The 13,491-nt window shown below is 68.6% G+C and carries 10 protein-coding genes; all 10 read right to left on the reverse strand.

Translation table 11 applies throughout. The annotated features are described in order from the left end of the window. Position 1: 1 nt before the first annotated feature. Positions 2 to 2,083, reverse strand: coding sequence for a DUF7024 domain-containing protein (locus AB4Z32_RS04835; protein ID WP_441934776.1), 2,082 nt, complete (start codon positions 2,081 to 2,083; stop codon positions 2 to 4). Beyond that, positions 2,080 to 2,871, reverse strand: coding sequence for a PIG-L deacetylase family protein (locus tag AB4Z32_RS04840; RefSeq protein WP_441934777.1), 792 nt, complete (start codon positions 2,869 to 2,871; stop codon positions 2,080 to 2,082). The genes AB4Z32_RS04835 and AB4Z32_RS04840 overlap by 4 nt, the downstream gene beginning before the upstream one ends. Continuing rightward, positions 2,861 to 3,739: a GNAT family N-acetyltransferase gene (locus AB4Z32_RS04845; protein WP_441934778.1), complete on the reverse strand. Its 879-nt coding sequence runs from the start codon at positions 3,737 to 3,739 to the stop codon at positions 2,861 to 2,863. The genes AB4Z32_RS04840 and AB4Z32_RS04845 overlap by 11 nt, the downstream gene beginning before the upstream one ends. Continuing rightward, positions 3,736 to 4,113, reverse strand: coding sequence for a GtrA family protein (locus AB4Z32_RS04850; RefSeq protein WP_441934779.1), 378 nt, complete (start codon positions 4,111 to 4,113; stop codon positions 3,736 to 3,738). Before AB4Z32_RS04850 ends, AB4Z32_RS04845 begins: the two co-directional genes overlap by 4 nt. Beyond that, complete coding sequence (locus tag AB4Z32_RS04855; protein ID WP_441934845.1) at positions 4,110 to 5,141, reverse strand: glycosyltransferase family 2 protein; 1,032 nt, start codon at positions 5,139 to 5,141, stop codon at positions 4,110 to 4,112. Before AB4Z32_RS04855 ends, AB4Z32_RS04850 begins: the two co-directional genes overlap by 4 nt. Before the next feature lie 49 nt (positions 5,142 to 5,190). After that, positions 5,191 to 9,309 (reverse strand): glycosyltransferase, encoded by a 4,119-nt coding sequence (locus AB4Z32_RS04860; protein WP_441934780.1) that lies wholly within the window; start codon positions 9,307 to 9,309, stop codon positions 5,191 to 5,193. 2 nt (positions 9,310 to 9,311) lie between these two features. After that, positions 9,312 to 10,583, reverse strand: coding sequence for an FkbM family methyltransferase (locus AB4Z32_RS04865; protein WP_441934781.1), 1,272 nt, complete (start codon positions 10,581 to 10,583; stop codon positions 9,312 to 9,314). Beyond that, entirely contained in the window at positions 10,580 to 11,803 is a 1,224-nt protein-coding gene (locus AB4Z32_RS04870; protein ID WP_441934782.1) for an ABC transporter ATP-binding protein, read from the reverse strand. Before AB4Z32_RS04870 ends, AB4Z32_RS04865 begins: the two co-directional genes overlap by 4 nt. Beyond that, positions 11,803 to 12,609 (reverse strand): ABC transporter permease, encoded by an 807-nt coding sequence (locus AB4Z32_RS04875; RefSeq protein ID WP_441934783.1) that lies wholly within the window; start codon positions 12,607 to 12,609, stop codon positions 11,803 to 11,805. The genes AB4Z32_RS04870 and AB4Z32_RS04875 overlap by 1 nt, the downstream gene beginning before the upstream one ends. Positions 12,610 to 12,744: 135 nt before the next feature. Further along, the gene (locus AB4Z32_RS04880) at positions 12,745 to 13,488 is read right to left on the reverse strand and encodes a Crp/Fnr family transcriptional regulator (protein WP_441934784.1); all 744 of its coding nucleotides are present in this window, start codon (positions 13,486 to 13,488) and stop codon (positions 12,745 to 12,747) included. Positions 13,489 to 13,491 lie beyond the last annotated feature (3 nt).

The following is a 13,491-nucleotide window of genomic DNA, read 5'->3' on the forward strand; positions in this document are numbered from 1 at the left end:
ATCAGTTCGCCGGCGTCGAGATCTCGATGTCCGCCAGCGCGATGCCGAGCTTGCGCGGATCGCGCGGATCGCCGTATTCCTGCGGCGATACCGGATGCGGCACCTCGATCGTCAGGCTGCGCTGGGTGCCGTCGGTGTCGAAGTGCAGGCCGATTTCCTGCGGCGAACCGCTCAGGCGGAATGGCACGCTGCTGTCGCCGATACGCATGGTGAATGGACGCTCGGTGTTGTCGCCGTAGGCCCAGGCCTTGAACACGATGACGGTATGTTTCGGCAGGGGCGCATTGAAGTGCAGCACGACCTGCTTGGCATCGGACCAGCGTCCGAATTCTTCGATGCTGGACAAACCTTCGACCCCGGCCAGCAGGCTGCCCGGATTGGGCGGCTGATTCAGGTGCGCGCTGCCGATGATGCGGCGCTCGTTGTTTATGCGTATCAGCTTGTAAGAATCATTCTGGGCGACCGGTGCCAGGCCCGGCGGCAAGGCGTGGTTGCCGAAGACCAGCAGCCATTTGTTGTGTACCGGCACCTGGTAGGGCTCGATCGGGGCATTGGGCATCAGTTCCAGCATCGCCGAATCCTTGCTGTCGACATAGAACTGGGCGCGCATGATCTGGCCCACGTCCGCGCCGGCAACCGTGACCAGGCCGCGCTCCGCCGGCGGCACCAGGCGGGCGGCGGCCTTGCCGGCCATGTCGGCGTCGCGATCGTCCCTGAACGCAGCCAGCTGCCTGTCATTGCTGGCGATGCCGCTGGCGATGTACAAGGGCGTGAGGACGAACAGGAACAGGCGCAGCGCCGAGTCCCGGCCGGCCGCCCACAGCAGCAGCGCAAGCACTTGCAGCGCGAGCACGATCTGGCCGCCGGGAAGCGTCAGGCGCAGGGCGTAGGTTTCCGCGCCGTCGACCGCATGGATGGTGTAGGACGGCAGCTTGACGATGGCGACCGCCAGCACGGCGGACAGTAGCAGCGCGAGCGTCCAGCGCAGCGCCGCCGGCGCTTCCCTGCGGCGTTCCAGCGCGGCCGCGGCGACCACCCACAGCAGCGGGAACACGAAGCTGTAGTAGCGCGCGTGCACGCGCAGGCCTTCGGTGCTGCCGGGGGCGGCCAGGGTGGCGGTATAGAAGATGGTCATGCCGGCGCCCGCGCCCAGCATCAGCAGCGTGTAGATGCCGACCAGGTCGGCCTGGCCGGCCTCGGCGCGCTTGCTGGGACGCAGCACGCTCTGCACCAGCAGCGCCAGCGGCAGTCCGAAGGCCAGCACCAGCAGCATCAGGTGGGCGCGGCCGATGACGAAGGCCGGCTTCAACAATTGCAGCTTGTCGCGGGCGCCGACGGCGTTGGCGCCGCCGCCGTAGAAGGGACCGAACAGGCTGAGGCCGGCTTCCCCGGCGAGCAGGTAGCCGAGGCCGAACTTGACCGCGAACATGGCGGCGGCGGCGACCGCCATCGACAGCACGGCGCTGCCCAGCCAGGCCTTACCCTTCATCCAGCGGGCGTAGGCCAGGAAGGGCAGCAGGGCCGGCAGCAGGAAGACGGCGTGGACTTTCACCTGGCTCATCAGGCCGAGCAGGACGCCGCAGGCCAGCGCATGCAGCGCCCAGTGCCAGTGGCCGCGGGTCAGCGCGACCCAGCTCAGCACGCAGAAGCCGAAGTAGTAGAGCGACTCCGGCATGAAGTAGCTGGTGTGCAGGTTCAGCGGGGCCAGGGTGGCCAGGAGCGCGATCGCGGCGGCGATGTTGCGCGTGGTGACCGTGCGCGCGATCAGGTAGACGAAGGGCGCGGCGGCAACGAAGGCCAGCGCATTGCCGGCGCGCGCACATTGCAGGAACTCGGTACCGCAGGCATTGGTGGCGCCGAACAGCCACAGGTAGAGGTAGGAGGGGACGATGGCCTCCGCCAGCGGCTGCAGGCGCGCCATCTTGCTGTAGTACCACTCGTCGGCAAACACCGTCGGATTGATGCCCTGGGTGCGCAGCACCAGCCAGCAGCCGATGAACGCCAGCGCCAGGCCGAAAGCCAGCGGGAAGACATGCCGGCGCACGCCGGGCGAGCTCGTCACAACGATGTTCTCTCTCTTCATTTTGTCTCTTCAGGATGGTTGTTACGCCAGGCGTCGAGTGCGCCGGTCATGCGGTCCCAGCTAAAGAACCTGCGTTTTTCGTAGTACAAGGGGCCCGGGTGCGGGCGCTGGTCCAGGCGCGCCGGGTCGACCGGCTGCAGGGACTGGGTGCCGCGCAGCAGGTAGTGCAGCAGCACGAAGGGAAACAGGCCGATCCAGGTGCCGCGCTGCGAGGGGTAGGACAGGCAATGGCCCAGGTAGGTTCGGCGCGCCCGCCAGGGAATTGACGTGCTTCGGACCGGACCGTTCTGCGGCAGCGGCGCCAGCACGCGGAACAGCGGCCCGGGCAGGCCCGCGGCCTGGTACAGCGAATACTGCCAGGTGCGCGCCAGCAGGCCGCGCCGCGCCGCCAGCGTCACCGCCAGCGCATGCAGGGCGTCGTGGTCGTGGTGTCCGCCTTCCCAGGCAGTGACGTGCAGGGAGTCGATGTCGTCGAAGCCGTCGAGCCAGCCGCCGAGCCAGCGCGCGGCGCGCTCCAGGTGCTGCGGCAGCTGGCCATCGCCGATCCCGAGCTGCTGGCCGGCAAAAACCACGTCCTCGCCCTCGACGCCCAGGCGCGCCAGCACCGCCAGCGATTCCAGGTTGCGCTGGGCCGCCGTGGCCTTCGGCGTGGCGCCGTCGGTGAAGTAGGCGCAGGCGACCCGCAGGCCCTGGGCGCGGCAGTCGGCGATGCGCTGGAACACGCCAAATTCGTCGTCCTGGTGGGCGAACAGGAACAGGGCGGTCGGCCGCGCGCGCTCAGTAGGCATCGAAGTCGAGGAAGGAGAAGGCGATTCGGGCCGGATCCAGTCCGGACACGCGCGGCGCGAACGAGCGGTAGATCAGGTTCAGCGGCGACGGGCGCAGCGACATCGGGATGCTGGCATAGTTCCAGTAGCTGCTGGAAGCGTCCGGCGCAAGGCCGATGAACAGGCGCAGCGGCGACAGCGGCGGCGCCGGCCGTGCCTGTTCCAGATCGGACAGCGCGATGCCGTCCGCAGCCAGTTCGGCATAGGCCGGCAGCTTGTTGCCGCTGGCCGCCGCGTGGAAGCGCAGCTTGGCGCCGCCAATGCGCATGAACACCGGATTGTGCGGGTTGGCGCAGCGCCAGCGCAGGGCGGCCGGGCTCCAGCTGCGCTCGAAGGACAGCGCGGACGAGGGGGCTTTCATACCATGGCGCAGGCCGCCGATGCCGATGCGCGCCTCCAGCGGGCGCACCAGCTGGAAGCCAAGCTTGCGCACGAAGCCGGGGGTGCTGTTGGCATTCGCAACGCCGTAGACGCCGTCGAAGCCCTGGGCGGCGCCAGCCTCGAAGGTCTTCGCCGCCAGTGTCGTGAACAGGCCCTTGCCCTGGTAGTCCGGATGGGTGGCGGTGTTCAGCGACAGCAGCACCGGCACCTCGCTGCCCTCGACCCAGGCGCAGGCCGGAATGCAGACGTAGTGGGCGGCCAGGCGGTCGCCGTCCCAGGCGTCGTAGCCGACCGCGCGGCCGTCCGGATTCTCGACGTACAGCCACTCCAGGTAGCGCGGCGTAAACTTGTCGGTCATCGGGAAACAGGCGCTGAACAGCTCGCCGTAGCGCGCCATGGCGTCGGCGTCCGTCCGGACCGGGGCAAAACGCAGTTCGTTCGTGCTCATGGCGTGCTCTTCCTGAAAATCCAGAACTTGCTCAGCAGGTAACCGTTGATCGAGACCAGCGGCAGCGACACGATCTTGCCCAGCAGCGGCATGCCGGCCAGCGACACCGCCAGCGACACGCAGCCCATGGTCAGCAGGTAGTTCAGGCCGACCACGCACAGGTAGCGCGCGAAGCTCGAGGCGCTGGCCGCGGCCTCGAAGGTCACGCGGCTGTGGAAGGCGTAGTTGACCAGCAGGCCGGCCAGGAAGCCGGCGGTGGTGGCGCCGGTGAAATGCGCGCCGGCACGCAGCAGCAATTGCATGATGCCGATATCCACCAGGGCGCACAACAGGCCGCCGGCGACGAAGGTAGCGAACTGGCGCGAATGGCTCATGAGCTTGGGCCTGCGGCCTGCGGCTTGCGAAACAGGATCTTCTTGTGCAGCGGATTGCGCGGCACCGAGGCGATGTCGTAGGCCAGGAAAGCCAGGATCAGCTGCACGCCCATGATGACCGGCAGGGCGGCCAGCATCACGGTGCCGGCCGGCGTGGCCAGGTTGTGGCGCTCGGCGCCGATCCAGTGGACGATGCCGAAGACAGAGCCGAACAGCAGGCTGGCGACGCCCAGCGGCAGCTCGATCGAGGCCAGCGACATATTGCGCAGGTAATAGTTATAGAACAGGCGCTTGAAGAAATTGCGCACGTGCTTGGCCGCGAACTCGGTGACGATGCGCGAGATCTTCAGGTTGCTGACCTCGTCGCCGTAGACGGCGTCCATCGGTACGTCCGTGACCACCGCGCCAAGCGTGTTCAGCCGGAACAGCATGTCGGTCTCGAAGAAGTAGCGGCGGCTGATCTTGTCGAAGGGCAGGTAACGCGCGGCATCGGCGTGAATTGCCGTATAGCCGTTGGTCGGGTCGAACAGGTCCCAGTAGCCGGACGACAGCTTGGTGAGGAAGGACAGCACCGCATTGCCGAACAGGCGCATCGGCGGCATCGAGCCGATCCGCTCCAGGTTGAAGAAGCGGTTGCCCTTGGTGTAGTCGGCCTCGCCGGCCAGGATGGGCGCGACGAATTGCGGGATCAGGCTGGCGTCCATCTGGCCGTCGCCGTCGACCTTGACGATCACGGCGGCGCCGTCGGCGATGGCGGCGCGGTAGCCGGTCATGACGGCGCCGCCCACGCCCTGGTTCTGCTCGTGCTCGATGACGGTCACGCGCGGGTCGCGGCAGTTGGCGCGCACGAAGGCGCCCGAGCCATCAGGGCATTTGTCGTCGACTACATAGATACGCGCGACCTCCGGACCGATGCCGGCGATGACGCCGAGGATGTGGCGGGTGACGCGATAACTCGGAATCACGACCGCGACCGGCGCGGCCAGGGCTGCCGGGGTGCCGGCAACCGGGGTGTCGAGCGTATTCATGGTGGGGTCTGCGGGTGCGTTCATGGTGGTCAGGATACGTCAGTTCGCCTCAGGATCGCTGCGGCGGGAACAGGATCGCCATCAGTTCGGCGGCGTTGTCGGCCCAGGTGCGCGAGGCGATGCCGGTCGACGCCGGGGCCCGGCCTGCGGCCTGCAGGCGCAGCCAGTCCTGGATGGCCGCGGCCAGGGCCGCGCCGCTGTCGCCGCTGAAGTAGCTGGCGTGCTCGCCGGCGACTTCGCGGAACACCGGCAGCTCGCGCACCAGCAGCGGCACGCCATGGCGCGCGGCCTCGATCAGCGGCAGGCCGAAGCCTTCGCCTTCGCTGGCCACCAGCAGGCAGGTACTGGCGGCGTAGATGCGGTCGAGGTATTCGTCGCTGGCGCCGTGCAGCACGAACAGGCGGCGGTTCAGCTCCGGATGTTCGCGCAGGCGCGCCATCAGCGCCGGAATGGTGCGGCGCTGGTTGTCCGGCAAGCCTTTCCAGCCTTCCGAGCCGACGATCGCCAGGCGGACGTCGAGGCCTTGCGCCCACAGCCGCTCGAAGGCGTCCAGCGCCTGGGCATGGCCCTTGCGCGGCTCGATGGTGCCGATCATGGCGAAGGTCGGCGCGGCGGAGATGGCGGCCAGCACGGCAGCGGCATCTTCCGGCAGGCCGGTGCTCGGCCTGGAGGCGTCGATGTCGGCGCCGTGGTGCAGCACGGCGAACTGCGGCAGTGCGCGGGCCGACGTCTTGGCGGCGAGCCAGGCACGGGTTTCCTCGGCCACGGCGGCGCTGATGCAGACCAGGCAGTCGGCTTCCTTGCCGACAGTGCGCAGCCAGTCGCCGAATACCTTCTCGACGCGGGGCGGGAAGAAGTTCGGGCGCAGCACCGGCAGGATGTCGTGCACCATGAAGCAGATGCGCACGCCGATGTCGCGCCAGCGCCCGTACAGCCCGATCCTTGCGGCCTCGTTCACCGCGCCCGGGAACAGGTCGGGGCAGTAGAACACGTCGCCGCGGGCGACCTGGACTTCGTCGTCGTGCACGCCGTAGCTGTCGGTGCCGCCCAGCTCGTGCAGGTAGCGGCGCGCGTAGCGGTAATGCCAGCGGCCGCCTTCGTCGCTGAGGTAGACCGGCAGCACCTGGCGGTCCCGGTTCTGCAGCTTCAGCAGCGCGAGCAGCTGGGCCCGCACCACGCGCTGGATGCCGGTCTTGAGGTCTTCGCGCACCATCGCCGAAATGTCCACCAGCAGCTGCGCCGCCATCCGGTCGGCGGCCACGCTGGCGTGATGGCGGTCGTGGACGACGGCGTCCATCAGCTGGCGGGCGCTCTGCTGCCAGGTCAGCCACGGCATGCCGGTGGAGGCCGGCGCCTTGCCGGCCGCGTGCAGCGCCAGCCATTCCTCGATGGCCGCGGCCAGGTCCTGGGGCTGGGTGCCCTCGAAGTAGAAGGCGTGTTCGCCGGCCACTTCGCGGAACACGGGAATGCCGCGCGCGATGATCGGCAGGCCCTTCTGGGCCGCCTCGATCAGCGGCAGGCCGAAGCCTTCGCCTTCGGACGCGGCCAGCAGCGCCGAGCTGCGCTCGTACAGCTTCAGCAGCATCTCGTCGGAGACGCCGTTGAACCAGAACAGCTGTTTTTCACGCTCGGGATGCGACGCCAGGCGCTCGGCCAGGGCGTCGACCAGCCAGCCGTTCTTGCCGACGATGACGATATTGACCGCCACGCCCTTGGCCCACAGCAGCTCGCAGGCGGCCAGCGCCTGGGCCTGGCCCTTGCGCGGTTCGAGGGTGCCGACCATGAGGAGGCTCGGCGCGTTCCGCAGCGCCTGCAGCGTGTGGGCGGCGTTGTCGGGCAGGCCGCTGGTCGGCGCGCTGGCGTCGATGTCGGCGCCGAGGTGGAAATGGGCCAGCTTGAGCGGCGCCACCCGGCGGTTCGGACGCTGCGCCAGCCAGGCGGCCAGCTCGTCCGCCACGGCGCGCGAGATCGTCACGATGCCGTCGGCCACCAGCGCGATGGTGTCGATGAAGTCGCCGTAGTATTTCTGGGAGCCGAAGGGGAAGCAGTCCGGCCGCAGCAGCGGCAAGAGGTCATACACCGTGAACCAGATTTTCACGCCCTTGCCGCGCAGGGCCTGCAGCTGCGGCTGGTTCTGGGTGGTCAGGCTGGAGGCCAGGTCCAGGCCCAGGAACAGGTCGCCGGCGCGGGCTTCGATCGGCGCATCCTCGAGCGCCAGCGGCGGCACGTTCAGCATGCCGCAGGTGAAGCGGCGCGCATAGCGGTAGCAGTGGTTGCCGCCTTCGCTGTACACCGGTTCGATCCGGTAGCCGGGCGGCGGTTCCTTGATCAGCGCCAGCACGATGCTGCGCACCACGCGCTGGATGCCGGTCTTGTAGTCGGCCTGCACCAGCGCCGAGATGTCGACCAGCAGCTGGCGCGGCGCGGCCGGCAGGGCGTTCGCGGCCATCATGGCGGCGGTCTCGACCAGCGCCGCCTCGTCGGGTGGACGCGGGGTGCCGGGCGCGCTCAGCGCGGCAACCAGCCGGCGCCGCTGCGCGGGCGCGCTGTCGCGGGCGAAGGCTTCGATCGCGTCATGGTAGAGCGCGCCCACCGCGGCCGGCGCGTGCTGGCGCGCGATGTGATCCCGGCCGGCCGCGGCCAGCTCGGCGCGGCGGCCCGGTTCGGCGTGCAGCGAGGCGAGGGCGGCGCTCAGCTCGGCGTCCTCGAACTGGTCGGGCAGCATGCACAGCGTGTCGGGCGGCAGGTCGGCGGCGGCGCCATGGGCATTCACGATGGCCGGCAGGCCGTGCATCAGGCAATCCAGCACCGAGGCCGAGGTTTCGCCGCGGGTCTGGGCGCGCAGCTGCACCGCGCAGTCGCTGGCGGCCAGCCAGTCCTGGTAGTCGGCGGCGCTGACGAAACCGGTAATGCGGATGCGCGCGGCGGCGCCGCTGCCGGCGATCTTGCGCTGCAGCTCGATGCCGTAGGTGCCGGGGTCGTTGGCGCCGACGAACACCAGGCGGCAGCGCGGATCCGCCGCCAGCGGCGACGCCAGGAAGGCATCCAGCAGGCGATGGTTGAGCTTGGTCTGGCCGAGCATGCCGAAGCTGCTGACGACGTAGTCGCCGGGCTCGATGCCCAGGCGTTCGCGGGCGGCGCGGCGCGCGGCGTCCTGGTCGGCGCCGGGCGCCACCTGGCCGCGCAGCAGCGGAATGGTGCGCCAGTCATCGGCGCTGCCGGGGCCGTACCACTGCTCCGCCAGGCGGCGCGAAAAGTCGCTGTGGACGATCACGCCGGCGGCCCGGTCCAGCACCTCCTTGTTGCAGGGGTATTGCCAGATCGTGGGGTTGCGGCCCTGCTCGCGGTGGTCGCGCAGCCCGGTGTAGCCGTGCGACGCGTACAGCGCCTGCAGGAAGGCTTCCGGCACGTCGCCGTCGCGCTCCATGTTGTCCAGCACCCCGCTGAGGAAGAAGTCGTGCAGCACCACGGTGCCGGGATGGCGCCGCAGCAGCGCGAACATGTGTTTGTGCGCATTCGAATTACCGAAGTGGTACAGCACCCGGTCGTAAGACGCGCCATGGCGTTCGAAATACGCGACGTCGCGCTGCACGAAGCGCTGCAGCGATCCGTCGGGCGTCGCACCCGGGGTCAGCACCAGTTCGACCTCGTAATGGCGCTCCAGTTCGAGCAGCAGTTCGGCGCTGTAATCGGCAATGCCCGAGTGCTCGGGCGGCAGGGGCGACACCAGCGCCAGCGTCGGCTTGGCGGCACCGTCTGCGGCCGCCGGCATCGCGGTGGCGGCTACCCTCGGCAGCCGCTCGATCGCGCGCCACAGTGCGGCCGCGTCGTCGCTGCCCGCGGCCTGGAGGCCGGCGGCTTGCGCCGTGTCGAGAATGCGGTCCGGCGCCAGCGAGGCCAGGAAGCCGGCGCGCAGCGCGGCGGCGGCATGGCGGCGCCACGGGTCGCCGGCCGCCGGTTGGGCGTAGATGTGGAAGCGGCCGGGCGGCAGCAGGCCGTCCAGCGCATGGCGCAGGGCGTCGGCGTCGGCCGGGTCGCGGCCGCAGACCGTCACGTGGACCTCGTGGGGGCCGCTGTCGCGCAGCAGGGTGCGGGCCAGCGCGCGCAGGGCGGCCGTGTCGGACGAAGGCGCCGTCTGCGGCGCGTTGAAATCGATAATCAGGCGCATTGTCATTCCTGGCGCGGTGCGTAGGCGCTGCGCAGTTGGTCGAGTGCCTCGCGCGCCGATTGCGGCAGTTCACGCAGGGCGGGCGGCACGGCGCTGGCCGGCGCCGCGGCGTCGGCGGAGGCGCGTTTGGCGGCGGCCAGGGTGCGCGCCACCAGTGCTTGCAGGCGGGGCGAACGCATCACCAGCGGCAGCACCGCGCGGCGCAGCGCCTCGCGCGACGTCAGCCAGCGCAGGCCGCGGCGCGCGGCGCCCTTGGCCTTGCGGCGGGCGATCCCCGCCATGCTGTCCGGGCCGCGGCGCGCGATGAAGCGCAGCGGCGCGGTGATGCGCCACGAGGTGCTGTTCAGGGTCGCGATCAGGCGCTGCTCCAGGTCGCGCGCCCACAGCGTGGCCTGCTGGCCGCTGGCATGGGCCTGCGCCAGCTCGCCGCTCAGGCGGGCGATCTCGGCTTGCGCATCCTGCTTTTCCAGTTCCAGCGCGTCGGCGAACTGGATCATGTCGTGCAGTTCCGCGCGCACGGCGTCGATTTCCTGCTCCCGCTCGTGCAGCGCGCGCCCGGCGGCGGCGTTGGCGATCCAGGCGCGGTCCAGGTGCCAGGAGATGTAGTCGTCGAACACGTTCGGCTGGATGCCGAAGTGGCGCATCAGTTCCTGGTGTTCCTCGGCCACGTAGTAGCGGTTCAGGCCATCGAACCAGGCGAAGCGGTAGCGCTGGCTGGTGACCAGCCGTTCCCATGCCTCGTGGTTGGTCTCGCGGCTGTTCGGCAGGGTCGCTTCGATCACCAGCACCCATGGGCGCCAGCGCCCGAAATCCATGCCGCGCAGGACCTCGCCCTCGAAGCCCTCGACGTCGATCTTCAGGAAGTGGATGTCGCCGCGCACGTGCTCGGCGCAGATCGAGGCCAGGGTGCGTACCTGCACCGTCAGTTCGGCGACCGTGTGGCCTTCGGCGCGGTGCAGTTCGGCAATCGCCGCTTCGGGCGAGGCCCAGCCGCGCACCGCCGGCACGTCGTACAGCGTCAGGCTGCCCTCGCTGCTGCCGGCGGCAAGCGCCAGGTTGATGTCGCGCGGGCGCTGTTCGCGGAAGGCTTCGATATGGGCCGGCAGCGGCTCGATGTTGATGCCGTGCCAGCCGGCGTCGTAGAAGGCGCGGGTGACCGAATGCTCCTCGGGGTCGCTGGCGCCGACGTCGATGTAGAAGCCGTCCTGCACGTGGCCGAGGGCGCGCCACAGCAGGACGTCTTCGTTGTTCTGGGCGTAGGAAATGAATCTCATGGGCGTTGGATGTCGATGTCGGGGTCGAGCCAGGCCGAGCCCTCGAAATGCGGCCGGCGCATGTTCATCACCGTGAACACCAGCGCCAGGTCACGCCATTCGTAGTTGTTGACGAGGTGGGTCTCGGTGCTGACGATCGCCGTGGCGACGGAATAGGTGCCCGCCCCCAGGTTCATCGGGAAGCGGAAGCGGAAGACGATTTCCTCGCCGGCGCCGACGTCATCGAGCGGCAGTTCCTTCAGGTGGGTGTTGGTGCCGTACATGGGCTGGCCCAGGCGGTCCTTGATCATATAGCCCAGCACCATGCGCGGGATCGGGGCCCTGGCCAGCACGCGCACCTCCAGCGTGACCGGCGCGCCGACGTCGACCACTTCGATCCGCTCGCCGTGCTCGTCCAGCAGGGCGATGTCGGCGACGGTCGCCTCGCCGGTGCCGGACACGGTCTGCACCTTGCCCTCCGGGGTCGCATTCAGGCGCACGGTCTCGTTCTCGCGTTCGGCGATCATGGCGTTGTAGTAATCCATGATCTCTTCCGGCGGACCCTCCTTGGCCAGGCGGCCGCCGTCGAGCAGGATGGCGCGGTCGCACAGCGACTGGATCGCCTGCTTGTCGTGGGAGACCAGCAGCAGCGTGGTGCCGTGCCGGCGGAAGCTGCGGATGCGGTCGAAGCTCTTGTGCTGGAAATAGGCATCGCCCACCGACAGCGCTTCGTCGACGATCAGGATGTCCGGACGGCGCGCGGTGGCGACGCTGAAGGCGACCCGCATCTGCATGCCGCTCGAGTAGACGCGCACCGGCTGGTCCATGTAGTCGCCGATCTCGGCGAAGGCTTCGATCTCCGGCATCAGCTGCTGGATCTCGTCGACCGTCATGCCGAGCAGCTGGCCCGCCATGAAGACGTTCTGGCGCCCGGTGAAGTCGGGATGGAAGCCCATGCCGAGTTCCAGCAGGGCGGCCACGCGGCCCTCCATGTGGACGGCGCCGGTGGTCGGCAGCGTGGTGCCGGTGATCAGCTTGAGCAGGGTGCTCTTGCCGGCGCCGTTGATGCCGATCAGGCCCACGGCTTCGCCCGGCTCCACGGTGAAGCCGATGTCGCGCAGCACCCACTTGAGCTTGTGGCGCGGCCCGGCGCCGGGCAGCACCCATTCCGCCAGGCGCGACCAGCGCGTCGGGTACTGGCGATAGGCCTTGCCGAGGTTGGAAACGACGATCCGGCCCATCAGAGTTCATCCACCATTTCGCCGGCGCGGCGGCGGAACAGGCGCAGGCCGAGCGCGCACAGCAGCAGCGACAGCAGCAGCACCGGCAACAGCGCGGCCCAGTCGGGCGCCACGCCTTTCACCAGCACCTGCTGGTAGGCCTCGATCAGGCGCGCCATCGGATTCCAGCCGAGCAGGGCGCGCACGTCGGGCGGCAGGATCGTGACCGGATAGACCACTGGCGTGAACCAGAACCAGAACTGCATCGCGATCGTCACGAACTGGCCGACGTCGCGGAAGAACACGTTGAGCACGCCGGCGATCATGCCGATGCCGATCGCCAGCAGCAGCTGGATCAGCAGCACCGGAACGATGGCCAGGAAGACCGCTCCCGGGAAGGTGCCGGAGCCGAGCAGAAACAGCGTGAACAGGCCGAAGATGATGCCGAAGTTGACCAGCGCGTTGAGTACCACGATCAGCGGCAGGCAGATGCGCGGGAAACTGATCTTTTTGATCAGGTTGGCCTGCTCGATGAACATGTTCTGGCCGCGCGCGACGATTTCGGCGAACAGGCCCCAGGTCAGGATGCCGGCGCACAGGTAGATGCTGTAGGCGAAGGGCGCGTTGCCGCCGGCGCCGGGCAGCTTGTTGTGCATGACTTCGGAGAAGATCACGGTATACACCACGATCATGGCGAGCGGCGACAGGAGCGACCACAGCGCCCCCAGCATCGCATTCATGTATTTCGACTGGAATTCGCGCTTGACGCTGCCCAGTACGAAGCCGCGGTAAGCCCACAGGCCCCGCAGCATCGGCGGCGCGATCATGTCGCAGCAGGCACGGAAATGTGCGTGAGGTGTTTCTTCATATAGTGGCAAGGCCGTTCGAGCGCAAAATTATACTCTACGGTATTGCCACACAATTGGTACAGTTGTAAGCAAGTTTGGCAAGGATGTCGCCAATCAGGGCCCTTGAATCAGCTTTTGCAAGGCTTGTGGATCGAGGATCACCAGGCGGTTCGCCTCCTTTTGCACGATCCCCTGCTGGACCAGGGTCAGCAGCGCGCGGGTGACCGTTTCGCGGCTGGTATTGATCATGTTGGCAATGTCCTGGTGGGTCGGCAGGTTTTCGACGACGGCCGGCGAACCGCCGTCTTCCGGCTTCTTCTGCAGCAGCGATAAATACGTATAGATGCGGCGCGCCGTATTGTTGATGCTGAGCACGGCGCGGAATTCCGAATCACGCTGGATCTTCTGCGCCAGGTGCTTGAGCATCTGCTTGGCCACACTGGGCGAATGCGAAAACAGGTGCATCGCGGTGGCCGCCGGCAGGAAGGCCACCAGCACGTCGCTGGTCGCCACCACGGAGGCGGAGCGGGTCGATTCGTTGATGAGAGCAATTTCTCCGAAGAAATCACCCGGCGCCAGCATACGCAGGCCGATCGCGCGGCCGTCCTCGGTGATGTCGACCACCTGCAGCTGGCCGGAGAGCAGGAACAGCAGGGCGTCGCCGCTGCCGCCCTTGTGCAGGACCACTTCGCGCCGGTTGAAGTGGCGGATACGGATTTCCATGTTTACGCGCCGCATGTCCTCTTCGCTCAGCTCGGACAGCAGCGGGATCTTGCGCAGGTTGATCTGGATCTGTGCCTGCACCTCGGCCGCCGTCGCGGCGTCGGTCCGGGCGGAGAGCTTGCTCGCGGAGGTCATCGA

The organism is Massilia sp. 2TAF26, from assembly GCF_052115005.1.
Taxonomy (GTDB): Bacteria; Pseudomonadota; Gammaproteobacteria; order Burkholderiales; family Burkholderiaceae_D; genus Telluria.

Coding starts and splice junctions, on each gene's coding strand:
- AB4Z32_RS04855 (WP_441934845.1), bottom strand. CDS start 5,141: ATGAATACGCTCGACACCCCGGTTGCCGGCACCCCGGCAGCCCTGGCC.
- AB4Z32_RS04875 (WP_441934783.1), bottom strand. CDS start 12,609: ATGATCGCGCCGCCGATGCTGCGGGGCCTGTGGGCTTACCGCGGCTTC.
- AB4Z32_RS04865 (WP_441934781.1), bottom strand. CDS start 10,583: ATGAGATTCATTTCCTACGCCCAGAACAACGAAGACGTCCTGCTGTGG.
- AB4Z32_RS04835 (WP_441934776.1), bottom strand. CDS start 2,083: ATGAAGAGAGAGAACATCGTTGTGACGAGCTCGCCCGGCGTGCGCCGG.
- AB4Z32_RS04845 (WP_441934778.1), bottom strand. CDS start 3,739: ATGAGCACGAACGAACTGCGTTTTGCCCCGGTCCGGACGGACGCCGAC.
- AB4Z32_RS04870 (WP_441934782.1), bottom strand. CDS start 11,803: ATGGGCCGGATCGTCGTTTCCAACCTCGGCAAGGCCTATCGCCAGTAC.
- AB4Z32_RS04860 (WP_441934780.1), bottom strand. CDS start 9,309: ATGCGCCTGATTATCGATTTCAACGCGCCGCAGACGGCGCCTTCGTCC.
- AB4Z32_RS04850 (WP_441934779.1), bottom strand. CDS start 4,113: ATGAGCCATTCGCGCCAGTTCGCTACCTTCGTCGCCGGCGGCCTGTTG.
- AB4Z32_RS04840 (WP_441934777.1), bottom strand. CDS start 2,871: ATGCCTACTGAGCGCGCGCGGCCGACCGCCCTGTTCCTGTTCGCCCAC.
- AB4Z32_RS04880 (WP_441934784.1), bottom strand. CDS start 13,488: ATGACCTCCGCGAGCAAGCTCTCCGCCCGGACCGACGCCGCGACGGCG.